General features: G+C 71.3%; 21 protein-coding genes. 15 read left to right on the top strand and 6 right to left on the bottom strand.

Annotation, left to right across the window (positions count from 1 at the left end):
• Positions 1-277 precede the first annotated feature (277 nt).
• From ACZ592_RS14935 to ACZ592_RS14865, 15 genes are all read left to right on the top strand, one after another.
• Entirely contained in the window at positions 278-1,915 is a 1,638-nt protein-coding gene (locus ACZ592_RS14935) for a hypothetical protein (protein ID WP_471581964.1), read from the top strand.
• Between the two features lie 216 nt (positions 1,916-2,131).
• A complete protein-coding gene (locus ACZ592_RS14930) occupies positions 2,132-2,974 on the top strand; it encodes a nitrilase-related carbon-nitrogen hydrolase (RefSeq protein ID WP_471581963.1) in 843 nt (280 codons plus the stop codon).
• Entirely contained in the window at positions 2,971-4,254 is a 1,284-nt protein-coding gene (locus tag ACZ592_RS14925) for an aspartate aminotransferase family protein (RefSeq protein ID WP_471581962.1), read from the top strand. Before ACZ592_RS14930 ends, ACZ592_RS14925 begins: the two co-directional genes overlap by 4 nt.
• A 52-nt stretch (positions 4,255-4,306) precedes the next feature.
• A complete protein-coding gene (gene hydA, locus ACZ592_RS14920) occupies positions 4,307-5,698 on the top strand; it encodes a dihydropyrimidinase (RefSeq protein WP_471581961.1) in 1,392 nt (463 codons plus the stop codon).
• 584 nt (positions 5,699-6,282) lie between these two features.
• The gene (locus ACZ592_RS14915; protein ID WP_471581960.1) at positions 6,283-7,191 is read left to right on the top strand and encodes an aromatic prenyltransferase; all 909 of its coding nucleotides are present in this window, start codon (positions 6,283-6,285) and stop codon (positions 7,189-7,191) included.
• Between the two features lie 207 nt (positions 7,192-7,398).
• Entirely contained in the window at positions 7,399-8,379 is a 981-nt protein-coding gene (gene mvk, locus ACZ592_RS14910; RefSeq protein ID WP_471581959.1) for a mevalonate kinase, read from the top strand.
• Positions 8,369-9,421, top strand: coding sequence for a diphosphomevalonate decarboxylase (gene mvaD / locus ACZ592_RS14905; RefSeq protein ID WP_471581958.1), 1,053 nt, complete (start codon positions 8,369-8,371; stop codon positions 9,419-9,421). Before mvk ends, mvaD begins: the two co-directional genes overlap by 11 nt.
• Positions 9,421-10,536, top strand: coding sequence for a phosphomevalonate kinase (locus ACZ592_RS14900; protein ID WP_471581957.1), 1,116 nt, complete (start codon positions 9,421-9,423; stop codon positions 10,534-10,536). The genes mvaD and ACZ592_RS14900 overlap by 1 nt, the downstream gene beginning before the upstream one ends.
• Positions 10,533-11,624 (top strand): type 2 isopentenyl-diphosphate Delta-isomerase, encoded by a 1,092-nt coding sequence (fni, locus tag ACZ592_RS14895; protein ID WP_471581956.1) that lies wholly within the window; start codon positions 10,533-10,535, stop codon positions 11,622-11,624. The genes ACZ592_RS14900 and fni overlap by 4 nt, the downstream gene beginning before the upstream one ends.
• Complete coding sequence (locus tag ACZ592_RS14890) at positions 11,621-12,682, top strand: hydroxymethylglutaryl-CoA reductase (RefSeq protein ID WP_471581955.1); 1,062 nt, start codon at positions 11,621-11,623, stop codon at positions 12,680-12,682. The genes fni and ACZ592_RS14890 overlap by 4 nt, the downstream gene beginning before the upstream one ends.
• Before the next feature lie 2 nt (positions 12,683-12,684).
• Positions 12,685-13,869: a hydroxymethylglutaryl-CoA synthase gene (locus ACZ592_RS14885; RefSeq protein WP_471581954.1), complete on the top strand. Its 1,185-nt coding sequence runs from the start codon at positions 12,685-12,687 to the stop codon at positions 13,867-13,869.
• Between the two features lie 136 nt (positions 13,870-14,005).
• Complete coding sequence (locus tag ACZ592_RS14880; protein ID WP_471581953.1) at positions 14,006-14,992, top strand: 3-oxoacyl-ACP synthase III family protein; 987 nt, start codon at positions 14,006-14,008, stop codon at positions 14,990-14,992.
• A gap of 135 nt (positions 14,993-15,127) precedes the next feature.
• Positions 15,128-16,402 carry a 3-phosphoshikimate 1-carboxyvinyltransferase gene (gene aroA / locus ACZ592_RS14875; RefSeq protein ID WP_471581952.1) on the top strand — a complete coding sequence of 425 codons (1,275 nt, stop codon included), beginning with the start codon at positions 15,128-15,130 and terminating at the stop codon, positions 16,400-16,402.
• Between the two features lie 33 nt (positions 16,403-16,435).
• A complete protein-coding gene (gene aroC, locus ACZ592_RS14870) occupies positions 16,436-17,620 on the top strand; it encodes a chorismate synthase (RefSeq protein ID WP_471581951.1) in 1,185 nt (394 codons plus the stop codon).
• On the top strand, positions 17,617-18,174 hold the full coding sequence (locus tag ACZ592_RS14865) for a shikimate kinase (RefSeq protein ID WP_471581950.1): 558 nt from the start codon (positions 17,617-17,619) through the stop codon (positions 18,172-18,174). Before aroC ends, ACZ592_RS14865 begins: the two co-directional genes overlap by 4 nt.
• Positions 18,175-18,298: 124 nt before the next feature.
• Here ACZ592_RS14865 and ACZ592_RS14860 read toward each other — a convergent pair whose 3' ends face one another.
• The 6 genes from ACZ592_RS14860 to ACZ592_RS14835 form a co-directional block, all read right to left on the bottom strand.
• A complete protein-coding gene (locus tag ACZ592_RS14860; RefSeq protein WP_471581949.1) occupies positions 18,299-18,943 on the bottom strand; it encodes a hypothetical protein in 645 nt (214 codons plus the stop codon).
• A gap of 51 nt (positions 18,944-18,994) precedes the next feature.
• A complete protein-coding gene (locus ACZ592_RS14855) occupies positions 18,995-20,194 on the bottom strand; it encodes a phage tail sheath family protein (RefSeq protein ID WP_471581948.1) in 1,200 nt (399 codons plus the stop codon).
• A gap of 13 nt (positions 20,195-20,207) precedes the next feature.
• Complete coding sequence (locus ACZ592_RS14850) at positions 20,208-21,284, bottom strand: methyltransferase (protein WP_471581947.1); 1,077 nt, start codon at positions 21,282-21,284, stop codon at positions 20,208-20,210.
• A gap of 62 nt (positions 21,285-21,346) precedes the next feature.
• Positions 21,347-21,850 carry a PhzA/PhzB family protein gene (locus tag ACZ592_RS14845; RefSeq protein WP_471581946.1) on the bottom strand — a complete coding sequence of 168 codons (504 nt, stop codon included), beginning with the start codon at positions 21,848-21,850 and terminating at the stop codon, positions 21,347-21,349.
• A gap of 172 nt (positions 21,851-22,022) precedes the next feature.
• Complete coding sequence (gene phzG / locus ACZ592_RS14840; protein ID WP_471581945.1) at positions 22,023-22,724, bottom strand: phenazine biosynthesis FMN-dependent oxidase PhzG; 702 nt, start codon at positions 22,722-22,724, stop codon at positions 22,023-22,025.
• Positions 22,717-23,553 carry a PhzF family phenazine biosynthesis isomerase gene (locus ACZ592_RS14835; RefSeq protein WP_471581944.1) on the bottom strand — a complete coding sequence of 279 codons (837 nt, stop codon included), beginning with the start codon at positions 23,551-23,553 and terminating at the stop codon, positions 22,717-22,719. The genes phzG and ACZ592_RS14835 overlap by 8 nt, the downstream gene beginning before the upstream one ends.
• Between the last annotated feature and the right edge of the window lie 383 nt (positions 23,554-23,936).

Below are 23,936 nucleotides of genomic sequence, written 5' to 3'. Positions count from 1 at the left end.
CCCTCGGCGCTCCCTGGGTGGTCCCTTTCGCGCATCCGCCGCTGTCCCTTTCGCGCATCCGCCGCTGTCCCTTTCGCGCATCCGCGACTGTCCCTTTCGCGCATCCGCGACTGTCCCTTTCGGGCAGGACGTGCCCGCGGAAAACTGCATGTAGTCGTCCCGTAACACATCTGGTGTTATCTTCCGGACCGGAAGACTCCTGTCTCCACAGGGCGGCGGTGCTGGGCAGATGGCAGTGGGACAACTCCCGGATCGGGTAAGGGAGTTCGCGAAGTACTTGAGGGACCTGCTGGGGCGGCTCGACCAGCGCGCCGGCTGGTGCGGCGTGTTCTGGCAGCGCGACCCGGACGGCATGCGCGCCTGCCTGGACGGCGCCGAGGTGCCGCCCTGGGACGTGGTGCAGGCGCTGCTCCACGACCTCGCGGCGGACCGGGGCGTGCCGGAGGCCGAGCACGAGGCGGGGCGGGCGCGCGCGCTCCACCGGGCCTCCCTCGCCGCGTACGACGCCCGGCCCGGCGGACGCGAACTGCTCGGCGACCGGCTCGACATGATGCTCAGGGAGCAGCGCGTCGCCCTGGAGCGGCAGGCCGACCTGAACCGGCAGCTGACCGCGGCCACCGACGCGGACGCCGCCGACGACATCGACCGCATCAACCTCGACCTGGCGTGGGTGCGCGACGACCACGAGCGGGCCACCGCGCGCTGCGCGGAAATCCGGGACCGCTTGGACCGCCTGACCGAGGCGGAACGCCCGTCGTGGGCCGACCTCGGCACGGCGCTGACCGGCGGGGGCTTCGGGGCGTCGCCCGCGGGGGACTTCGGTGCTGCCGCCGCGGGGGACCCGGGTGCGGCTCCGGGGATGCCGGACACCGGCGTGGCCGCTTCCGGGGGCGTGCTCGCCGGTGTCTCCCCGGACAGCCTCGGGGGCGAATCCCTCGTCTTCGGTGAGGCTCCCGGCGACGGGTACGGCGGGGCGCACGGTGAGGCGTACGGCAGGGGCTACGAGGAGAGCTTCGGCGGGGGAGCGACCGGACTGTCCGGCGTTGCGGAGCCGGACGACGTCTTCGCGGTGCCGGGCGGCGCTCACGCCGCCCCCGACGAGCCGGATCCCTTCTCCGCCGCCCGGCACGAGGCGCCGGAAGCCGGACCCCGCGTACCCCGCCAGAGCCCCGCGCCCGAGCCCGCCCCGGAGCGTGCGGGGCGCACCCGGCGCCGCCCGCGTGGTGCCCGGTTCGCCGGGCTCGGGGACGGTGGCGCGGGCGGGGAGGCCGCCGGTGCTCCCGTGGCCGTGCCCGCCCCGGCGTCCACGCGCCGGACGCCGCGCGGCGCTCGGTTCGCGCCCCCGGAGAGCGAGGAGTCCGCCGCGCCGCCGGTCACCGACGACGAGGCGGCCGCCCGCGCCACGTCCGACGCGGTGCGGGACCTCGTCCGGCTCCGGGGCGAGGGGCGCAGCGGTGAGGCGCACGGGGTGCTGGTGGAGGCCGCGGGCTGGCCCGCGGCCCGGCTGCCGCTGTTCGCCGGGGAACTGCACCGCGCGGGACTCGGCGCCGACTGGGCGACCCTGCTGTGGGAGGCCGCGTCGCTGCCGCCCGACCGGCTCGTCGCGCTGGCGGACGCGCTCGCCGGGGCGGGCCGCTCCGACGACTGCAGGAAGCTGCTGCGGCAGGGCGTCGCGCGTCCCGCGCCCGAGATCGCCGAGGCGTTCCTCGCGCTGATCGACGCGGGCCGCGAGCGCGAGGCCCGCGCGCTCCTCGACTCCTACGTACGCGTCCGCACCTCCGAGGACGTGGCCCGCTGCGCGCACACGGACCCGCACCGCCTCATCCCCTTGCTCCTGGAGACGGCCCAGGGCGTCTCCGACGAGCACCACTGGGACCTGGTGCACGCCCTGCGCGTCGCGGGATTCAGCGCCTGACCCCGGCCGGCCCAGGCCCGCCGCGGCGCCCTCCCCGTACCGCTTTGCGCCCGTTTCTCGCCCGCTCGGGTGCGAAACATGATCGACTCCGCCGGTTGACGGCGATGGTCTTGCTCAGCCCGTCGGCGGAGGCTTACGTTCTCCTAATCCACGCAGCAGATCTACGTGCGTAGAAGCTCTCTGACGTCCTCTCAAGGACCCACGAAGGAGCAGCTCATGGTCAACGTCGTACGCGCCGCACTGGTCCAGGCGACCTGGACAGGCGACACCGAATCCATGATCGCCAAGCATGAGGAGCACGCCCGCGAGGCGGCCCGTCAGGGGGCGAAGATCATCGGGTTCCAGGAGGTGTTCAACGCCCCCTACTTCTGCCAGGTCCAGGAGGCCGAGCACTACCGCTGGGCCGAGCCCGTGCCGGACGGCCCCACCGTCACCCGCATGCGGGAGCTCGCCCGTGAGACCGGCATGGTGATCGTCGTCCCCGTCTTCGAGGTCGAGCAGTCCGGCTTCTACTTCAACACCGCGGCCGTGATCGACGCCGACGGCAGCTACCTCGGCAAGTACCGCAAGCACCACATCCCGCAGGTCAAGGGCTTCTGGGAGAAGTACTACTTCAAGCCGGGCAACCTCGGCTGGCCCGTCTTCGACACCGCGGTCGGCAAGGTCGGCGTCTACATCTGCTACGACCGCCACTTCCCCGAGGGCTGGCGGCAGTTGGGCCTGAACGGCGCGCAGATCGTCTACAACCCCTCCGCCACCTCGCGCGGCCTCTCCGCCTACCTCTGGCAGCTCGAACAGCCCGCGGCCGCCGTCGCCAACGAGTACTTCATCGCCGCGATCAACCGCGTCGGCCAGGAGGAGTACGGCGACAACGACTTCTACGGCACCAGCTACTTCGTCGACCCCCGGGGGCAGTTCGTCGGCGAGCCCGCCGACGACAAGACGGAAGAACTCGTCGTCAGGGACCTCGACTTCGCCCTCATCGAGGAAGTGCGCCAGCAGTGGGCGTTCTACCGCGACCGCCGCCCCGACGCCTACGAAGGGCTGGTGCAGCCGTGAGCGACCTGTACGACCGGCACCGGGCCGTGCTGCCCGAGTGGCTCGCGCTCTACTACCGGCACCCCATGGAGCTCACCCACGGCGAGGGCCGCCACGTGTGGGACGCCGACGGCAGGAAGTACCTCGACTTCTTCGGCGGCATCCTCACCACCATGACCGCGCACGCGCTGCCCGAGGTCACCAAGGCGGTGAACGAGCAGGCGGGCCGGATCATCCACTCCTCGACCCTCTACCTCAACCGCCCGATGGTCGAACTCGCCGAGCGCGTCGCCGCGTTGTCCGGCATCCCCGACGCCCGCGTCTTCTTCACCACCTCGGGCACCGAGGCCAACGACGCGGCGCTGCTGCTCGCCACCGCCCACCGCCGCTCGAACCAGATCCTGGCGATGCGCAACAGCTACCACGGCCGCTCCTTCACGACCGTCGGCATCACCGGCAACCAGGCGTGGTCGCCGACCAGCCTCTCGCCGCTCCAGACGCTGTACGTGCACGGGGGCGTCCGCAGCCGCGGCCCGTACGCCGGCCTGGGCGACGCCGAGTTCACCGCGGCCTGCGTCGCCGACCTGCGCGACATGCTCGGACAGGCCCGCGGGGGAGTGGCGGCGCTCATCGCCGAGCCGATCCAGGGCGTCGGCGGCTTCACCTCGCCGCCCGACGGTCTCTACGCCGCCTTCCGCGAGGTCCTCGACGAGCACGGCATCCTGTGGATCGCCGACGAGGTGCAGACCGGCTGGGGCCGCACGGGCGAGCACTTCTGGGGCTGGCAGGCGCACGCCGGCAACGGGCCGCCGGACATCCTCACCTTCGCCAAGGGCATCGGCAACGGCATGGCGATCGGCGGTGTCGTGGCCCGCGCCGAGGTCATGAACTCCCTCGACGCCAACTCCATCTCGACGTTCGGCGGTTCCCCCGTCACCATGGCGGCCGGCCTCGCCAACCTCGCGTACCTCCTGGAGCACGACCTGCCGGGCAACGCCCGGCGCGTCGGCGGTCTCCTCATCGAGCGGCTGCGGGCGATCTGCGCCCAGCTGCCCGTGGTGCGCGAGGTGCGCGGGCGCGGCCTGATGATCGGCGTCGAGCTGATGGAGCCCGGCACGGACCGGCCGAACCCGAGGGCGGCCGCCGCCGTGCTCGAAGCGGCCCGCGAGGGCGGCCTGCTCATCGGCAAGGGCGGCGGGCACGACACCAGCGTGCTGCGCATCGCCCCGCCGCTTTCGCTGACCGTGGCGGAGGCCGAGGAGGGCGCAGCGATCCTCGAACAGGCCCTGCGCGACGCCTAGTTCACCCACCCGGGTCCGCGCGAGCCGGCCCGCAGGAAAGGGAGCGCACCACATGAGCGACCGCACTCTGATCACCGGCGGGCTGGTCGTCACGGCCTCCGACGAACTGCCCGTGGACGTACTCGTGGAGGACGGCACCGTCGTGGCGCTCGCCACCCGCGACCGCCACGGGTGGACCGCCGACCGGGTGATCGACGCCACCGGGAAGTACGTGATCCCCGGCGGCGTCGACGCCCACACGCACATGGAGATGCCCTTCGGCGGCACCCTCGCCGCCGACACCTTCGAGACGGGCACCCGTGCCGCGGCCTGGGGCGGCACGACGACCATCGTCGACTTCGCGATCCAGCCCAAGGGCGGCACGCTCGCGGAGGGGCTCGACGCGTGGCACGAGAAGGCCGCGGGGAACTGCGCCGTCGACTACGGCTTCCACATGATCATGTCCGACGTGAACGAGTCCTCCCTCAAGGAGATGGACCGGCTCGTCGCCGCCGGGGTCAGCTCGTTCAAGCTGTTCACCGCCTACCCGGGCGTCTTCCTCTCCGACGACGGCCAGATCCTCCGGGCGATGCAGCGGGCGAGCACCAACGGCGGCCTGGTGATGACCCACGCGGAGAACGGCCTCGCCATCGACGTCCTGGTGGAGCAGGCGCTTGCCCGCGGTGAGCGGGACCCGCGCTATCACGGGGAGGTCCGCAAGGCGCTCCTGGAGGCCGAGGCGACCCATCGGGTGATCAAGCTGAGTCAGGTGGCCGGTGCCCCGCTGTACGTGGTGCACGTGTCCGCCCAGGAGGCCGTCGCCGAACTGACCCGCGCGCGGGACGAGGGCCTGCCGGTCTTCGGCGAGACCTGTCCGCAGTACCTCTTCCTGTCGACCGACAACCTCGCCGAACCCGGCTTCGAGGGCGCGAAGTACGTCTGCTCGACCCCGCTGCGCCCGCGGGAGCACCAGGAGGCGCTCTGGCGCGGACTGCGGACGAACGACCTGCAGGTGGTCTCCACGGACCACTGCCCGTTCTGTTTCAAGGGCCAGAAGGAGATGGGCCGGGACGACTTCTCGAAGATCCCGAACGGCCTGCCGGGCGTCGAGAACCGCATGGACCTGCTCCACCAGGCGGTCGTGGAAGGCCACATCAGCCGACGCCGCTGGATCCAGGTCGCCTGCGCGACACCGGCCCGGATGTTCGGCCTTTACCCGAAGAAGGGCACGATCGCGCCGGGCACCGACGCGGACATCGTCATCTACGACCCGCACGCCGAGCAGACGATCTCCGCGCAGACCCACCACATGAACGTCGACTACTCGGCCTACGAGGGCAAGCGCGTGACCGGGCGCGTGGAGACGGTGCTGTCCCGGGGCGTGCCGGTGATCGACCGCCGCGTCTACGCCGGACGCGCGGGGCACGGGGCGTACGTTCCGCGGGGGTTGTGCCAGTACGCGTGAGGCGTGGCGCGTGGCGCGCGTGGCGCGGGGCTGGAGGCGGGGGCGTCGCGTGCGGCGCGCGCCCCCGTCGGCGTCGAGGTGGGCAACTGCCCCCATGCGAGCGGACATGACGCGATGTGACCCGGGTCACTTCAGGGAGGCCTTGGCTCGAAGGCTCCGCCCGTGTCACTATTTCTGCACGCCAACTCTGCCCAAAACCCGCCGCGAGGCGCGGGGTTGAGTCTCGTGGCCCTTCGGCCCGAACCGGCGGGGCCGGGTCCGATCCCGGTGCAGTACTGATTCCCCTCCGCGCTCATTGCATGCGTGCCGTCCCGCCCGTTGTGCGGACGGCTCCAGAGCCGCGCGCGTGATCCCCCGCGGAGCGAAGGGGATTGACGACCTTAAGTTGTGAGAAGTCGCCCGGCAATTTTGCAGGTACCGGCAGGCCGGGTCCAGGAACCTCCGAAGCATCGACACCTTTCGCCGCAGTCCCACCGGGCTGCGGCTTATTCGTCGTGCCGCGCCGCGGTCGTCCGCATTCCTGGTGCGCCGCCCGTGATGTGTTCCTGTCCCGACAAACGTCAAGATCGATAAATGGAGGAACCATGTCAGAATCCGCCGAGTTGACAGAGCTGTACTCGATCATCGAGAAGACGGCTCAGCTGGTGGACGTCACCGCCTCGCGCGAAAAGGTCTGGCCCATCCTGACCGCCTTCGAGGACGTGGTCGGGAATTCCGTGATCTCCTTCCGCGCGTCGACCGGCAGCAGCGCGGACGACCTGGACGCGCGCTTCACGATGCTCCCGAAGGACATCGACCCGTACGCCCGTGCCGTGGAGCACGGCATCACGCCGAAGACGGACCACCCCTCCGGCAAGCTCCTGAAGGAGATCCACGAGAACCTCCCGATCACCAGCTGCGGCGTCGACTTCGGCGTGGCCGGCGGCTTCACCAAGACCTGGTCCTTCCCCAGCGCCGAGAAGCTGCTGACGATCGCCGAGCTGGCCAAGCTGCCCTCGATCCCCGAGGGCGTGGCCGCCAACCTCGACTTCTTCGAGAAGTGGGGCCTCACCAACATCGTGAGCACGGTCGGCATCGACTACTCGAACCGCACGATGAACCTGTACTTCGGCGGCGGCGTCGGCGACCGGGTGCCGGCCGATGTCTTCGAGGAGAAGGGCGTCAGGGCGATCCTCGGCGAGCTCGGCCTCGCGGAGCCGAGCGAGGAGCTGCTGAAGTTCTGCGAGCGGTCCTTCGTCATCTACACGACCCTGAGCTGGGACTCCCCGAAGATCAGCCGCTTCACGTACTCCGTCATGACGCCGGAGCCGCTGAGCCTGCCCGTGGACCTGGCGCCGACCTTCGAGCGGCTCATCAAGGACGCGCCCTACGACACCTCGGGCCGCAACTACGTCTACGGCATCGCGGCGACGCCCAAGGGCGAGTACCACAAGATCGCTTCGTACTACCAGTGGCAGAAGCGTGTGGAGAACCTGCTGCGTTCCGAGAGCTGAGCGCGTCCCGCCCGGCAGGGCTGAAGTCGAAGGGCTCGCGGGGAAGCAATGTCCTGCTTCGCCGCGGGCCCTTTTCTCCGGAACGGTCGGGGTTCTGACGGCACCCGATCTGCTTCATTCCTTCCTAGAACTCTGGATGATGCGATCTCCATGCAGAAAAGACAAAGGGAGCTGAGTGCGTTGACACCACCGGCCTCGACGGAGGGGGTGTCAGAAATCCGCCGCGCTCGTTCGGTCGGTATCGGTCGCGCCCACGCGAAGACGATCCTGCTGGGCGAGCACGCGGTGGTGTACGGCGCTCCCGCCCTCGCTCTTCCGGTTCCACAGCTGGCGGTCACCGCGAGCGCCGGCTGGTCGGCCAAGGCGCCGGGCGACTCCGGCGACGTATCGCTGACCATGACCGGTTCCGCCACCCGGCCCGTGGCGACCCAGGCCTCCGACTGGCTGAGCCGGCTGGCCGACGAGTTCCGTACGACCATGGACGTCGCCGACGACGTGCATCTCGACGTGATCCTGGACTGCGCGATCCCGCCGGGCCGCGGCCTCGGTTCCAGTGCGGCGTGCGCGCGGGCGGTGGTGTTCGCGCTGGCCGACCTCTTCGACCGCGAGGTGAGCCCGCAGACCGCGTTCGACCTGGTGCAGACCGCCGAGAACGTGGCGCACGGCCGCGCCAGCGGCGTGGACGCCACCGCGGTGGGCGCACCCGGGCCACTGCTGTTCCAACAGGGGCGCTCCGAGGAACTCCCCATCGGCTGCGAGGCGTTGTTCATCGTCGCCGACAGCGGCGAGGTGGGCCGTACCAAGGACGCCGTCACCCTGCTGCGCGAAGGCTTCCAGCAGCACTCGGGCGCGCAGGAACGCTTCGTGCGCCGCGCCACGGAACTGACCGACGAGGGCAGGCACGCCCTGGCCGACGGCAAGCCCGAGGAGCTCGGCTCCCGCATGACGGAGTATCACGAGCTGCTGCGCGCGGGCGGGCTGAGCACCGAGCGGATCGACGCGCTGGTCGAGGGCGCGCTCGCGGCGGGCAGCCTCGGCGCCAAGATCACAGGGGGTGGCATGGGCGGCTGCATGATCGCGCTGACCCAGTCCGAGCAGGCGAGCGCGGTGACCCGGCGACTCCACGAGGCCGGCGCCGAACAGACCTGGGTCGTACCGCTGAGGGGGTTCGCCGGCCATGGGCGCTGAACAGCAGGCCGCGGCGGTGCGCTCCGCACCACCGGGCACGACGGGGAGCGCGACCGCGGTGGCGCACCCGAACATCGCACTGATCAAGTACTGGGGCAAGCGCGACGAGCGGCTCATCCTGCCGCGCACCGACAGCCTCTCGATGACCCTCGACATCTTCCCGACGACCACCCGCGTCCGGCTGGCCCCCGAGGCCGTCCAGGACGAGGTGACGCTCGGCGGCGCACCCGCGGAGGGTGAGGCGCAGAAGCGCATCATCACCTTCCTCGACCTGGTGCGCGAGCGGTCCGGCGTCGCCCACCGGGCCGTGGTCGACACCGAGAACACCGTGCCCACCGGGGCGGGCCTCGCCTCCTCCGCCAGTGGCTTCGCCGCCCTGGCCGTGGCCGCGGCCGCCGCCTACGGCCTGGACCTCGACGCCACCGCGCTCTCCCGCCTCGCCCGGCGCGGATCCGGCTCGGCGTCCCGGTCGCTCTTCGGCGACTTCGTCGTCTGGCACGCGGGCCGGGAGGACGGCACGGAGGAGGACGCGGACCTGAGCTCGTACGCCGAGCCGGTGCCCGCGGGCCCTCTCGACCCCGCCCTCGTCGTCGCGGTCGTCAACGCGGGACCCAAGGACGTGTCCAGCCGGGCGGCCATGCGCCGTACCGTCGACACCTCGCCGCTCTACGAGCCGTGGGCACTCTCCAGCAAGGCCGACCTGGTCGACATGCGCACGGCCCTCGGCCGCGGCGACCTCGAAGCGGTCGGCGAGATCGCGGAGCGCAACGCGCTCGGCATGCACGCCACGATGCTGGCGGCCCGTCCCGCGGTCCGCTACATGTCGCCGGCCTCGCTCACCGTCCTCGACAGCGTGCTCCGGCTCAGGCGTGACGGCGTCGCCGCCTACGCGACCATGGACGCCGGACCGAACGTGAAGGTGCTCTGCCGCAACGCGGACGCCGACCGGGTCGCCGACGTCGTGCGCACCGCCGCCCAGGGCGGCGCGGTCCACATCGCCCGCCCCGGCCCCGGCGCCCGGCTGCTGACCGAGGACGGATGATGTCCCGTCGGCCGACTGTTGCCCGGCGCGCGCCGGGCAAGCTGTTCGTCGCCGGCGAGTACGCGGTGGTGGAGCCGGGCAACGCGGCGATCCTGGTGGCGGTCGACCGGTACATCACGGTCACGGTCTCCGACCCCGGCGAGCCCGGCGTCCGCCTCTCCACCGACCTCGCCGCGCGAGGGGCACACTGCCGCTGGCGGGACGGCCGCCTCGAAGGAACGGGACCGCGGGACGAACAGCTCGTCCGGGAGGGCCTGTCCCACGTGGCGGCCGCCGTCGAGATCGTGGGCCGGCTCCTGACCGAACGCGGCCTGCCCGTACCGGCGTTGGACATCTCGGTGAGCAGCGGGCTGCACGACAACGGAACGAAGTACGGCCTGGGATCGAGCGGGGCGGTGACCGTGGCGACCGTCGCCGCCGTGGCCGCCTCCTCGGGCCTCGACCTGACGCACGACGCCCGGTACCGCCTCGCCATGCTCGCCACCGCGGGCCTGGACCCCAAGGGATCCGGCGGCGACCTCGCCGCCAGCACCTGGGGCGGCTGGATCGCCTACCGGGCGCCCGACCGCGCGGCCGTCCTCGACCTGGCCGAGAGCGCGGGCGTCGAGAAGGCGCTCAGCGCCCCCTGGCCCGGCCACGAGGTACGCAGACTGCCGCCTCCCCAGGGCCTCTCCCTGGAGGTCGGCTGGACCGGAACACCTGCCTCCACCTCGTCCCTCGTCTCCGGCCTGGACCGAAGGACCTGGCGCGGCAGCGCCTCCCACCGGCAGTTCGTGGAGAGCACCGCCGACTTCGTGCGCGCCTCGATCGACGCACTGGAGCGCGGGGACCGCCACACCTTGCTGGAGCAGATCCGGCGCGCCCGACGGGAGTTGGCGCGGCTGGACGAAACGGTCGGCCTCGGCATCTTCACGCCCGAGCTGACCGCGCTCTGCGACGCGGCCGAAGCCGTCGGCGGCGCCGCCAAGCCCTCAGGAGCGGGCGGCGGCGACTGCGGCATCGCGCTGCTGGACGCCTCGGCGTCATCGGACATCGCACAGGTACAGAAATCGTGGACCACGGCGGGGGTGCGGCCCCTGCAGCTCCGTCCCGCCATGGAAGGGAACGAAGAATGATCTCTCAACGCAAGGACGACCACGTCCGGCTCGCTGTCGAGCACCAGCGTCAGCTCAGCGGACACAACCAGTTCGACGAGGTGTCGTTCGTCCACCACGCCCTGGCCGGCATCGACCGCCCAGACGTGTCCCTGGCCACGGACTTCGCCGGCATCTCCTGGCAGGTGCCGCTCTACATCAACGCGATGACCGGTGGCAGCGAGAGCACCGGCATCATCAACCGTGACCTGGCCATCGCCGCCCGCGAGACCGGCGTCGCCGTCGCCTCCGGGTCCATGAGCGCGTACTTCAAGGACCCCTCCTGCGCCGGTACGTTCAGCGTGCTGCGCAAGGAGAACCCGGACGGGTTCGTCCTGGCGAACGTGAACGCGACGGCGTCCGTCGACATGGCCCAGCGCGCCATCGACCTCGTGCGGGCCAACGCCCTGCAGATCCACATCAACACGGCGCAGGAAACCCCCATGCCGGAGGGCGACCGCTCGTTCTCCTCCTGGGTCCCGCAGATCGAGAAGATCGCGGCGGCCGTCGACGTCCCCGTGATAGTCAAGGAGGTCGGCAACGGCCTGAGCCGTGAGACCGTCCTCCTGCTGGAGAGCCTCGGCGTACGGGTCGCGGACCTCGGAGGTCGCGGCGGCACCGACTTCGCCCGCATCGAGAACGGCCGCCGGGAGATCGGCGACTACGCGTTCCTGCACGGCTGGGGGCAGTCCACCGCCGCCTGCCTGCTGGACACCCAGGACGTCGGCATCCCCGTACTCGCCTCCGGCGGCGTGCGCAACGCGCTGGACGTGACCCGCGCACTGGCGCTCGGCGCGTCCGGTGTCGGCGTGTCCGGCGGCTTCCTGCGCACGCTGAAGGACGACGGGGTCTCCGCGCTGATCGCGCAGATCTCGACGTGGCTCGACCAGCTCGCGGCCATGCAGACCATGCTCGGTGCGCGCACCCCCGCCGAGCTGCGCCGCTGCGACCTGCTGATCCAGGGGGACCTGCGGTCCTTCTGCGCCGACCGGGGCATCGACACGGCGCCCTTCGCCCAGCGTTCCCGCTCTGTCGAGGCCGCTCAAGAACTGACGGGAAGCACCCGATGACTGAGACCCACGCGATTGCCGGCGTCCCGATGCGGTGGGTCGGCCCGCTGCGCATCTCCGGGAACGTCGCCACCACCGAGACCCACGTCCCGCTGGCCACCTACGAGACGCCGCTGTGGCCCTCCGTGGGCCGCGGGGCGAAGGTGTCCATGCTCGCCGAGAACGGCATCGTCGCCACCCTCGTCGACGAGCGGATGACCCGCTCCGTGCTCGTGGAGGCGACGGACGCGCAGACCGCGTACGTGGCCGCGCGCGCCATCGAGGCGCGGATCGACGAGCTGCGCGACGTGGTCCGAGGCTGCAGCCGGTTCGCCCAGCTGATCAACATCCGGCACGAGATCAACGCCAACCTGCTGTTCATCCGGTTCGAGTTCACCACGGGTGACGCGTCCGGGCACAACATGGCGACGCTCGCCTCCGACGCGCTCCTGAAGCACCTGCTGGACACGATTCCGGGCATCGCCTACGGGTCGATCTCCGGCAACTACTGCACGGACAAGAAGGCCACCGCGATCAACGGCATCCTCGGCCGCGGCAAGAACGTGGTCACGGAGCTGCTGATCCCGCGCGACGTCGTCACCGACGTCCTGCACACGACCGCCGCCAAGGTGGTCCAGCTGAACATCCGCAAGAACATGCTCGGCACCCTGCTCGCCGGCGGCATCCGCTCCGCGAACGCCCACTACGCCAACATGCTGCTCGGGTTCTACCTGGCGACCGGCCAGGACGCGGCCAACATCGTCGAGGGCTCGCAGGGCGTCACCATGGCCGAGGACCGCGACGGCGACCTCTACTTCGCCTGCACCCTGCCGAACCTGATCGTCGGCACGGTGGGCAACGGCAAGGGCCTCGAGTTCGTCGAGACCAACCTCGCCCGGCTGGGCTGCCGGGTCGACCGCGAGCCCGGCGAGAACGCCCGCCGGCTCGCCGTCATCGCGGCGGCGACCGTCCTGTGCGGCGAGCTCTCGCTGCTGGCAGCGCAGACCAACCCCGGTGAACTCATGCGCGCCCACGTCCAGTTCGAGCGGAACAACAAGTCGGAAAAGGTCGGTGTGTAGGCATGACCAGTGGATCCGGTGTGCCCGGTATAGGGATTCATGATCTGTCGTTGGCGACGACGGAGTTCGTCCTGCCGCACGCGGCACTCGCGGCGTACAACGGCACGGAGCTCGGGAAGTACCACATCGGCATCGGCCAGGAGTCGATGAGCGTCCCGGCGGCCGACGAGGACATCGTCACGCTGGGCGCCTCGGCGGCCGCGCCGATCATCGAGCGGCACGGCAGCGAGCGGATCCGGACGGTCGTCTTCGCGACGGAGTCCTCGATCGACCAGGCCAAGTCCGGTGGCGTGTACGTGCATTCGCTCCTCGGGCTGCCGTCCGCGGCGCGCGTGGTCGAGCTGAAGCAGGCCTGCTACGGGGCGACCGCGGGACTCCAGTTCGCGCTGGGCCTCGTGGCACGCGACCCCTCCCAGCAGGTGCTGGTGATCGCCAGCGACGTATCCAAGTACGAGCTGGACAGCCCCGGTGAGGCGACGCAGGGCGCCGCCGCCGTGGCGATGCTGGTCGGCGCGGACCCGGCGCTGCTGCGGATCGACGGCCCCTCGGGGCTGTTCACCGCGGACGTCATGGACTTCTGGCGGCCCAACTACCGGGACGCCGCGCTCGTGGACGGGCAGGAGTCGATCTCCGCCTATCTGCAGGCGGTCGAGGGCTGCTGGAAGGACTACCAGGAGCAGGGCGGCCGCGGGCTCGAGGAGTTCGCCGCGTTCTGCTACCACCAGCCGTTCACGAAGATGGCCTACAAGGCCCACCGTCACCTCCTCGAGTACTGCGGGGCAGACACCGACAAGGACGGCATCGCGCGGGCGATCGGTCAGACCACCGCGTACAACCGGGTGATCGGCAACAGCTACACCGCGTCGGTGTACCTGGGTCTGGCCGCGCTCCTGGACCAGGCCGACGACCTCACGGACCGGCCGATCGGGTTCCTGAGCTACGGCTCGGGCAGCGTCGCGGAGTTCTTCGTGGGCACGCCCGTACCCGGCTACCGCGATCAGCTGCGCACCGCCGAGAACCTCGCGGCGATCGAGCGGCGCACGGAGCTGGACTACGCCGGCTACCGCCAGCTGCACGAGCGCTCCTTCCCCACGGACGGCGGGGACTACCCGACGCCGGTGCAGAACGGCGGACAGTTCCGGCTGGGCGGTCTGCGCGGCCACAAGCGGATCTACGAGCGGCGGTAGGCATCGTGCGGTACCGCAGGTGCGCGGGCGGCCCGATGCGGCCGCCCGCGCACGCCGGATGCGGGTGCGGCGGGGCCGTACGGGTGCCGGCCATGAGCAGACATCAATCACGTCGCGTTGAGGGTGGGGCAGGCGGATGACCGATATCGCAGCCGATATCGCAGTTCTCGGTACGGGCGCCTATGTGCCGGACCGTATCGTCTCCAATGACGAGGTCGGGGCACCGGCAGGGGTCGAGGGCGAGTGGATCGTCCGCAAGACCGCGATCAGGGAACGGCGTTGGGCCGCGCCGGGGCAGGCCACCTCGGACCTGGCGGTGGCGGCGGGCCGCGCCGCGCTGGAGTCGGCCGGCATCACGGCGGGACAGCTGTCCCTCATCGTGGTGGCCACGTCCACGCCGGACCGCCCGCAGCCGCCGACCGCGGTCTTCGTCCAGCAGCGGCTCGGCGCCCTCGGGGCGGCGGCCTTCGACGTCAACGCGGTCTGCTCCGGCAGCGTCTTCGCGCTGTCGGTGGTGGAGGGCATGCTGGCGCACCGAGGCGGCCACGCGCTGGTGATCGGCGCGGACGTGTACTCGCGGATCCTGAACCCGGCCGACCGCAAGACGGTCGTGCTCTTCGGGGACGGCGCGGGTGCCATGGTGCTCGGCCCCGGCCGGGGCCCGCGGGTGCGGCACGTCTCCCTGCACACCTACGGCGAGCTGGCCGACCTGATCCAGGTGCCGGCGGGCGGCAGCCGCATCCCCCCGGACCAGGCCGCGCTGGAGGCGAACCTGCAGTACTTCGCGATGGACGGGCGCGAGGTGCGCCGGTTCGTGGTGGAGCAACTGCCGCAGCTGACCAAGCAGTTCCTGCACGAGGCGGGCGTGGCGCACGACGACATCGCGCACTTCGTGCCGCACCAGGCCAACGGCGTCATGCTCGACACCGTGATCGAGGACCTGGGGCTCACCCGCGCCACCACGCACCTCACGCTGGAGCACTACGGCAACACCGGAGCGGCCTCCATCCCCATCACGCTGGACGCGGCGGCCCGCAAGGGCGCCTTCCGGCGCGGCGACCTGATCCTGCTGGCCGGCTTCGGCGGCGGCATGGCCGCGGGACTCGCCCTCCTCGAATGGTGAACGTCCCCCTTCTCCAAGGGCGTTGACGTTCACCACCCGGACCGGGCCGGGGAGCCCTCGCTTCCCCCATAGAGAGCTCCTCGGCCCGATACACCGATCCACCGATCCACCGACGCGCTCGCAGGAGGCACCTCCGTGATCACGGAGAAGGAGCCGGGCACCGGCCTGGCAGCCCGCATACCGGGATCCAAGAGTCTGACCAACCGGCTGCTCCTGCTGGCCGCGGCCGCCGACGGCACGAGCACGGTCCGCGCCCCACTGGTGAGCGAGGACACGGTCGCCTTCCGTGAGGCGCTCGGCGTCTGCGGCATCACGGTCAGGAGCGGCCCTCAGGACGCGTACTGGGAGGTGACGGGCACCGGACGCGGTCCGGCGGGCCCCGCGAGACCCTGGTGCGCGGACGCCGGCACGGCCGCCCGCTTCCTGCCGCCGTTCGCCGCCTGCGGCCACGGCACCTTCCTCTTCGACGGCTCGGAACAGCTGCGGGCCCGGCCCCAGCGCCCGCTCCTCGACGCGCTGCGCGCGCTGGGCGTCGACCTGGAGCCGGGCCCGGGCAACGGACTTCCCCTGCTGATCCGCGCCGAAGGCGTCGAGGGCGGCGAGCTCACCGTGGACTCGTCCCTGAGCAGCCAGTACCTGAGCGGCCTCCTGATGGCGGCGCCCCTGATGCGCCGCGGCCTGGCGATCCGCACCGGAAGCCTGGTCAGCCGCCCCTACGTCGACATGACCCTGTCGCTGATGCGCCGCTTCGGCGTCCGCGTCGACGAGAGCGAGGACGGCACACTGCGCGTCGCGCCACGGGCCTACGACGCCATCGACGTCGCGGTCGAACCCGACGCCTCCTCCGCCTCGTACGTCTTCGCCGCGGCGGCCGTCACCGGAAGCACCGTCACCGTGCCGGGCCTCGGCACCGACAGTCTCCAGGGCGACCTCCGCTTCGTCGACGTCCTGGCGCGGGCCGGCGCCCAGGTGCACGTGGGGCCGACGGCCACGACGGTGACGGGCACCGGCCCGCTGCGCGGCGGCTTCACCGTCGACATGGGCGAGATCTCGGACACCTTCATGACCCTCGCCGCCATCGCGCCGCTGGCCGACGCCCCCATCACGATCCGCGGTGTCGCACACGCCCGGCTCAAGGAGTCCGACCGTGTCGCCGCGGTGGCGGCCAACCTCCGGGCGTGCGGCATCGAGACCACCGACGGCCCGGACTGGATCACTGTCCACCCCGGAGTGCCGCGCCCCACCCGCATCGAGTGCCGGCGCGACCACCGGATCGCGATGTCGTTCTCGGTCCTCGGGCTCGCCGTACCGGACACCATCACACTCGACGACCCGTCCTGTGTGGCCAAGACATTCCCTGAGTTCCACGACGAGATGCGTCGCCTCTTCCGGGGCTACGCGCTTCGTTGAGCACCGAGCACAGGCAGGCAAAGGAGCACACCGTTGAGCAGGTTGCGTTGGCTGACCGCGGGGGAGTCGCACGGACCCGCGCTTGTCGCGACGTTGGAGGGTCTTCCCGCCGGCGTGCCGGTCACCACGGAGTTGGTGGCGGATCACCTGGCGCGGCGGCGGCTGGGTTATGGCCGTGGTGCGCGGATGAAGTTCGAGCGTGATGAGGTCACGTTCCTGGGTGGTGTGCGGCACGGTCTGAGCATGGGCTCGCCGATCGCGGTCATGGTGGGTAATACGGAGTGGCCGAAGTGGGAGCAGGTGATGTCGGCCGATCCGGTGGATCCGGATGTCCTGGCTGACCTGGCGCGTAATGCTCCGCTGACGCGTCCGCGGCCTGGTCACGCTGATCTGGCGGGGATGCAGAAGTACGGCTTCGACGAGGCGCGTCCGGTGCTGGAGCGTGCTTCGGCGCGTGAGACGGCGGCGCGGGTGGCGCTGGGTGCGGTGGCGCGTTCGTTCCTGAAGGAGGCGGCCGGTATCGAGGTCGTCTCGCATGTCACGGAGCTGGCGGCGGCGAAGGCGCCGTACGGGGTGTATCCGACGCCGGCGGATGTGGAGAGGCTGGACGCGGATCCGGTGCGGTGTCTGGACGCGGATGCGTCGGAGGCGATGGTCGCGGAGATCGACCAGGCCCACAAGGACGGTGACACCCTGGGTGGTGTGGTGGAGGTCCTGGCCTACGGGGTGCCGGTGGGTTTGGGTTCGCATGTGCATTGGGACCGGCGGCTGGATGCGCGGCTGGCTGCCGCGCTCATGGGGATCCAGGCGATCAAGGGTGTGGAGGTCGGCGACGGCTTCGGCCTCGCCCGGGTGCCCGGATCACAGGCGCACGACGAGATCGTCACGACCGATGACGGCATCAAGCGGACCTCGGGCCGCTCCGGTGGTACGGAGGGCGGGCTGACCACGGGTGAGCTGTTGCGGGTGCGGGCGGCGATGAAGCCGATCGCGACGGTGCCGCGTGCGCTGGCGACCATTGATGTGGCCACGGGTGAGGCGGCCAAGGCGCATCACCAGCGTTCTGATGTGTGTGCGGTGCCGGCGGCCGGGATCGTGGCGGAGGCGATGGTTGCCCTGGTCCTCGCGGATGCGGTGGTGGAGAAGTTCGGGGGCGACAGCGTGCCCGAGACGCGCCGCAATGTGCGGTCCTACCTCGACCACCTGCAGATCCGGTGAGTGGGCCGCGGGTTGTTCTTGTCGGCCCGATGGGCGTGGGCAAGACGACGGTCGGAGAGCTGCTGGCGGAGCGTCTGGGTGTCGGGTTCCGGGACACGGACGCGGACATCGTGGCGGCGCGGGGCCGGGAGATCTCCGACATCTTCGTCGATGAGGGGGAGGCACACTTCCGTGCGTTGGAGAAGGCCGCTGTCGCGGCCGCGCTGGCCGAGCACGAGGGGGTTCTGGCCCTGGGTGGCGGGGCCATCCTCGACGCGGGCACCCGCGCACTCCTGGCCGAACACCCCGTCATCTGCCTCTCGATGGACGTCGAAGAGGCCCTCAAGCGCGCCGACCTGGACGCGGCCCGCCCGCTCCTCGCTGTCAACCCCCGTGAGAAGTGGCAGGAGTTGCTGGAGGCGCGGCGTCATCTGTACGCCGAAGTCGCCCGGTCCGTCGTCCGCGTGGACGGGCGCACAGCGGAGCAAGTCGCCTCGGTGATCCTTCTGGAGGTCCGCGACCGCATGCTCGCGCCGTACGACGCGATCGGTGGAGGCGCCCTCGGCGCGCGGTGAGAGACCGCACGCCGGGACCACCTCCACCCAAGACTCCGCCACCGGTGTCACCACCTGTCCCGCCCCGCTCCGTCCTGCTCTCTCCCGCTGAACAGGCCGAGCGATGCCCGGGGCGCCGTGACGGTCAGGCGGCTTCCCTGCTCTGACGGTCCATCAGGTGTCGCAGTACGAGCCATTCCCGTACTTCCCACGAATGCCCCGACGAGCAGCTGATGCTGGTGTCCCTGCCAGGCGACGCGTTGATCGTCCCCGCGCAACTGTCCACCACGCACTGCCTGGTGAGCGGAGTGCGGTCGCCGCGGTCCGGATCGATGACCCGCAGCAGCTCGACGTGCAGGCCCTGGACCTCGTCCGCGAAGTCCGCGGCCGGCGGCTGGGCCGCGAGCCACTCCAGGTGGAGCAGGAGGAAGCAGGCCAGGTGGGGCACGGAGCGGGCCGGGGGAGTGATCCCGAGCTCGTCCGCCGCGTACCGGGCCCATGACTCCAGGATGGCGACGATGTTGCTCCTGGCGTCGAGGGCCGAGACGTTCAGATGGTCGCGCCTGCGGCTCCCGGAGACCTTGGTGGGGTTGCGTCGTCGGCCGGTCGTCGCCATCACGTGGTGCAGGCCTTCCTGGTGGAGGCCGGGCAGCGCGCGCAGATCACGCTCCAGCTTTCTGGTGCAGGGGCCGCAGAGCGGCGATCCGGCGATGCCGTGGATCTCCTGCCCGTGGTTCCTCGCACCATGGTTTCTCGAGGCGTGGTTCCTCGAGCATGAGTGGATCTCCATTGTCTTGAATCTCCTTTGAAGGGCCCGGCCTTGTCGGCTTGACGGTCCTGGTCAGGGAATTCTGTTCCCGATGTCGTGCCGGATCTGGAAGGTGACGAACTCGGCCGACCGCACGGTGGCGAGTCCGATGGTGAGGTTCAACCGGCCCTGGGCGGTGTCCTCGGCGGTGTTGTTGGTGTCGTCGCAGACGACGTCGAACGCCTCGGCGGCGGACCCGCCGGCCAGCGCTCCGCTGCGCCACAGCCGGCGCAGGAAGGCCGCGGCGGACTGCTGTACCAGTGCCCGCAGTTGGGGTGTGTTGGTCTCGTAGGCGGCCCACCGGGTGCCCTGCTGGAGCGAGACGCGGGTGTGGTTCACCAGGCGGCGTACGCCCAGGTCCGTCCAGCCGGGATCGGCTGACAGCGTGCGTGCCCCCGTCACCCGGATGCCCTGCCCCGCGACGAACCGAAGGCAGTTCAGGCGCAGTTCACCCGCAGCCTCCTCCTCGCGGTCCGACAGTTCCCGTTCCTGCTTCACCACTCCCACCAGGGCGCCCACCGGCGCGGTGTGCACACCCCGCTCGACGTCGACGCGGCAGCACAGCCCCGACACATGCCCCGACGGCGGCACCAGATGCTCCCGACCGCCGGGCTCGGTCACGGTGAGCCACGGATAGTGGACGGCGACGAACCGGGCGTCGGGCTCGGCGAGCGCGAAAGCCCCGGTCCGCGCATCGGCGGGATCGAGGCCCTGCCGCGTGTGCAGCAGTCCGACCCGGTCACCGAGGCGGGCGCAGTGCCCGGCGATCTCTCGCGCGATACCGTGCGCGTCCTCCGCCACCCGCCACAGGTCCGGCGCCACCACGAGGGTGATCTCCGGAAGGCGCTCCAGCCTGGCGAGAGCGGTTCGATAGGCGGCGACGCGGTCCTTGCCGGTGGCCGCCCCCTCCGTCGTCCCGATGAGCCAGGCCCCGCCACCGCCGTTGCGGAAGTGGCCGAGCACGGCGTCGTGGAGGTGCGAGGGAGCCTGTCCGTGGGCCGCGCGCCGCGCGAACGCCTCGACGAACTCCTGCGGATGACGGACGTAGACCGGCCTGGCGGGCAGGCCGCGGGCGTCGCCGACGAAGGCGGCCACCGACGTGTGCACGCCGTGGATCACGGGCGCGCCGAGGCTCGCGCCCCGGACGCCGTCCGCTTCCCGCAGCCCGACGCCGGGGCCGAAGGCCGGGGTGGTGCTGATGGTGCGCGTTTGATGCGGCTGCTGTGGTGGCATACGGGCTCCTCGGTCACGACGGTTCTCCGGATGGGGCAACGCCTCGGCCCGCCCCGGTCGGTCCTCCGCCCGCCGCGGTGAGGATCAGCGCCGACACCTCCATGGGCAGGGGGACGGAGCGCTGGATGGACAGTCCCGAGCGGGCCGCCAGGTCGTGGTACTCGCCGATCGAGCGCTGATGCCCGCCGTTGACGACCATCAGGTGGAGGTCCCAGAGCGGGGCCAGCAGACCGGCCTTGCCGTCCTGGACGACCATCTCGATGATCACGAGCCGGGAGTGCGGGGCCATGGCCGCGCGTACGTTGCTCAGGAGGCGCACGCAGTCGTCGGCCGACCAGTCGCCGAGGACCCGGGACAGCAGATACGTGTCGGCCCCCTCGGGGATCGGGCTCTCGAACATGTCCCCGGCGACGAGCTCGGCCCGGTCGGCGCCCACGGTCCGCTCCAGGTGCGCGCGGGCGATCGGGATGGTGTGGGCCAGGTCGAGCAGGGTGCCGCGGGCCTTCGGCGCGGAGGCGAGGACCGTGGCCAGGAGCTGGCCGCTGCCGCCCCCGATGTCCACGACGTGCCGGTCATCGGCGAAGCCGACGTGCCGCGGAACGGCGTCGAAGGCGAAGTTGTTCGCCTGGGCCTGCATGGCGCGCTGGAAGCGCTGCGCGGCATCGGCGTCCTTGCCCAGGTAGCCGATGAGCGACTCCCCGTACGCCTTCTCGAAGCCGGTTCTGCCGGTCCGGAACGTCTCTATGGAGTCGCCCCACGCCTGGTAGAACTCCTCGCCGTAGAGCAGCGACACGTCGCGCAGCGATCCGGGCCGGTCCCGCAGCAGCTCTCCCACTTCGGTGGTGCGGTAGCCGTCGGTCTCGTCGCCGTCCACCACCCCCAGCCGCAGCAGGAGGCGCAGCAGGCGCCGGACGGCGTCCTCGTCCGCGTCGGCGGCCCGCGCGATGCCGGCCGGGAGGGTGTGCCCTGCCGCGATCAGATCGGGCAGCCCCAGCTTGGCCGCCGCGTAGACGGCCTGGGTGTGCCAGGCGGCGGTGATCAGGTCGATGGCGGCGCGTGCTGCCGGGCGGGGGGTGGTGTCGGGGCTCATGGCCTGTTACTCCCAACGGACTGCGGTGCGGGGGCGGGACTGCGTCAGGGCGTGGTGGTGGTTCAGGAGGGGATCCAGTCGCGCTTGATGTGCGGGGTCTCGATGCTCAGGGCGCGCATGTGCTCGATGGGGTTGGTGTACTCGCGGCTGGCCGCGATCTTCCCGTCGCGCAGGGTGAAGCCGTGGATGAAGTGGTTGCGGTAGCGGCCCTCGGGGTAACCGGGGAAGCGGATGGTTCCCTCGCCGTCGCACTCGACCCAGATGATGTTGGGGTCCTGCGTCTCGTAGATCTGCACGTCGAACCATTCCCAGTCGGGCAGGACCTTGAGGGACAGCTCGCCGTGGTGCTGGAGCTTCTCGCGGCCGGTGACGACGATGGGCCGGCCGATGTCGGTGTTGAAGAGGGCGGCGGTGCCGTCGTCGGTGTAGAGGGTGTAGCGGCTCAGCCGGGCCTCGGGACCGATCTCCATGTACTGCTCGACGGCCCGGCGGTTGCGGGCGCGCAGTTCCAGGTGGTTGGTGAACACCGGGGCGGCGGGGTCGGGTGCGGACGGGGACGAGCTCATGAGATCTCCGGGGGAAAGGCCGACAGACGGGCGGGACAGGGGCAGGGGAGCAGGGGTCGAAGGACGGACGACGGCCGCCCGGCACACGCGTACGGTCGCGTGCGTATCCGTGTGCCGGGGCGGAGCCGAGCCGTCGAAGCGGGGTCGCGTCGGGACGGATCGGTGGGACGTGTCAGGGCTGGAGGCGGGTGGTGTGCCAGCCGGTGGGGGTGCGGTCGTAGCGCAGGCGTTCGTGGAGGCGGTCGGTGCCGTTGGCCCAGAACTCCACCGAGGCGGGTTCCAGGAGGTAGCCGGCGAAGGCGTCGGGGCAGGGCAGGGGTCGGTCCAGGGCGGCCAGTTGCCGGGCGTGGGTGCGCAGTTCTTCCACGTGGTCCAGGTCGCGCAGGGGTTCGCTCTGGTGTGCGGCGGTGGACATGGGGTGGGTGAACGGGGCGCGGGCGGCCCACAGTTGCTGGGAGCGGGCGGTGTCGAGTTGGCGGACCGGGCCTGCGAGGGTGATCTGCTGGCTGCTCTCGCGCCAGTACAGGACGCCCGAGGCCCAGGGGTTGTCGGCCAGTTCGCGGCCCTTCTGGCTGCCGGTGTGGGTGATGAACACGATCCCGGTGTCGGTGATCTCGTTGACGGCGACGATGCGGGAGGAGGGGTGGCCCTGGGCGTCGGCGGTGGCCAGGGCCAGGGCGCGTGGTTCGCGCACGCCCTGGTCGGTGGCGCTCTTGAGCCAGGCGGTCAGGAGTCCCAGGGGTTCGGCGGGCGGGGTGCGGAACTCGGGGAAGGCCACCTCGATGGTTCCCGTCAGTGTCTCCGAACGCCGGTTTCCTGTACCGGGGTTGGGCGCCGTGGCGGGGGTGGCGTTCGGCTGGGACAGCTCAGACATGCATCAATCCTTCGATCGTGACGACGCCGTGGCCCGAGACCTCGACGGAGTCGACCCGGTCGCCCTCGCCGTGCACCAGGGCGCTCATGGGGGACGGGCGGCCCATGTCGACGCCCTGGGTGATCTCGATGTGCTGCCCGTACGAGGCGAGGCCGTGCCGGGCGATGTGGATGGCGATGGGGCCCGCGACGGAGCCGGTGGCGGCGTCCTCCACGACTCCGTACGCGGGTGAGAACATGCGGTTGCGCCAGGTGGTCCCCGATCCGGCGATGCAGTTGGTCGCCATGTCCGGGAAGGCCGCCAGTGCGCGGTGGTCGGGGTCGACCTTCGACAGGGCCTCGAAGCTCTCGAAGCCGACCAGGACGTGTCGCGGGCCGTTGCGGTAGATCTCCACCGGGAGCGTCGACTCGCGGATGCCGAGCGCCTCCAGGAGCTCGTCCGCGCGGTCGAAGGGCTCCCACACGGGCACCGGCTGGCGCATGCTCGTCGCGACGACCTTCCCGCCGGCGCGCTCCAGCTCGAAGGGGATCACGCCCATGGCGGTCTCGATCTTCAGCTGGTCCGCGTCCGTGCGTTGGCCGAGCGCGATGGCCGTGCCGAGCAACGGGTGCCCGGCGAAGGGGAGTTCGTTGACGGGCGTGAAGATCCGCACGTGCACGTCCCCGCCCTGCTTCGGGCCGAGTACGAACGTGGTCTCCGAGAGGTTCATCTCCCGTGCGATGCGCTGCATCTGCTCGGCGCTCAGGTCGTCGGCGTCGAAGAACACCGCGACCGGGTTGCCGTTGAGGGGCTGTCGCGCGAACGCGTCGACCACTACGTAGTTGTGCATCTGTTCTCCCACTCGTCTTTCGGTGTGCGGGTGCCGCTGCGGCCGGCCGGGTCCGGGGCGGGGAGCCGGGCCGGCGCTCGGGGGAGGGCGCCGGCCCGGCGGTTCATGGGGTGGTGGTTCTGGTGGCTTCGGCAGGACCGGTGAGGTCGGGGGCGGCGCGGGCCGGACAACGCTGTCCGGACGGCTCGCTCTCCACGATGCGCGGTCCTTCTTTGGGGATGACGGATTCCGGCTGGAATCGCTCTGAAGCCGTTCGGGACCCGGGCGCTCGTCCCCCGAACTCCGGGTGCTGCCGGGCGGGCAGGGGGTGGGTGGGGGTCAGGGGGTCCAGGCGGCGACGACGTGCTGGGCCTGGGTGGGGTTGAGGCGGGGGTCGCAGCAGG

The organism is Streptomyces sp. NPDC040622 (genome assembly GCF_055593965.1).
Note: the sequence above shows the minus strand (reverse complement) of the source record. Positions and strands in the feature narration are given on the sequence as shown.

Bases quoted from the DNA above. Each gene is read 5' to 3' on its own strand.
- ACZ592_RS14930 (WP_471581963.1), top strand. From the start codon at position 2,132: ATGGTCAACGTCGTACGCGCCGCACTGGTCCAGGCGACCTGGACAGGC.
- hydA (WP_471581961.1), top strand. From the start codon at position 4,307: ATGAGCGACCGCACTCTGATCACCGGCGGGCTGGTCGTCACGGCCTCC.
- ACZ592_RS14915 (WP_471581960.1), top strand. From the start codon at position 6,283: ATGTCAGAATCCGCCGAGTTGACAGAGCTGTACTCGATCATCGAGAAG.
- mvaD (WP_471581958.1), top strand. From the start codon at position 8,369: ATGGGCGCTGAACAGCAGGCCGCGGCGGTGCGCTCCGCACCACCGGGC.
- ACZ592_RS14900 (WP_471581957.1), top strand. From the start codon at position 9,421: ATGTCCCGTCGGCCGACTGTTGCCCGGCGCGCGCCGGGCAAGCTGTTC.
- fni (WP_471581956.1), top strand. From the start codon at position 10,533: ATGATCTCTCAACGCAAGGACGACCACGTCCGGCTCGCTGTCGAGCAC.
- ACZ592_RS14890 (WP_471581955.1), top strand. From the start codon at position 11,621: ATGACTGAGACCCACGCGATTGCCGGCGTCCCGATGCGGTGGGTCGGC.
- ACZ592_RS14885 (WP_471581954.1), top strand. From the start codon at position 12,685: ATGACCAGTGGATCCGGTGTGCCCGGTATAGGGATTCATGATCTGTCG.
- ACZ592_RS14880 (WP_471581953.1), top strand. From the start codon at position 14,006: ATGACCGATATCGCAGCCGATATCGCAGTTCTCGGTACGGGCGCCTAT.
- ACZ592_RS14860 (WP_471581949.1), bottom strand. From the start codon at position 18,943: ATGGAGATCCACTCATGCTCGAGGAACCACGCCTCGAGAAACCATGGT.
- ACZ592_RS14855 (WP_471581948.1), bottom strand. From the start codon at position 20,194: ATGCCACCACAGCAGCCGCATCAAACGCGCACCATCAGCACCACCCCG.
- ACZ592_RS14850 (WP_471581947.1), bottom strand. From the start codon at position 21,284: ATGAGCCCCGACACCACCCCCCGCCCGGCAGCACGCGCCGCCATCGAC.
- ACZ592_RS14845 (WP_471581946.1), bottom strand. From the start codon at position 21,850: ATGAGCTCGTCCCCGTCCGCACCCGACCCCGCCGCCCCGGTGTTCACC.
- phzG (WP_471581945.1), bottom strand. From the start codon at position 22,724: ATGTCTGAGCTGTCCCAGCCGAACGCCACCCCCGCCACGGCGCCCAAC.
- ACZ592_RS14835 (WP_471581944.1), bottom strand. From the start codon at position 23,553: ATGCACAACTACGTAGTGGTCGACGCGTTCGCGCGACAGCCCCTCAAC.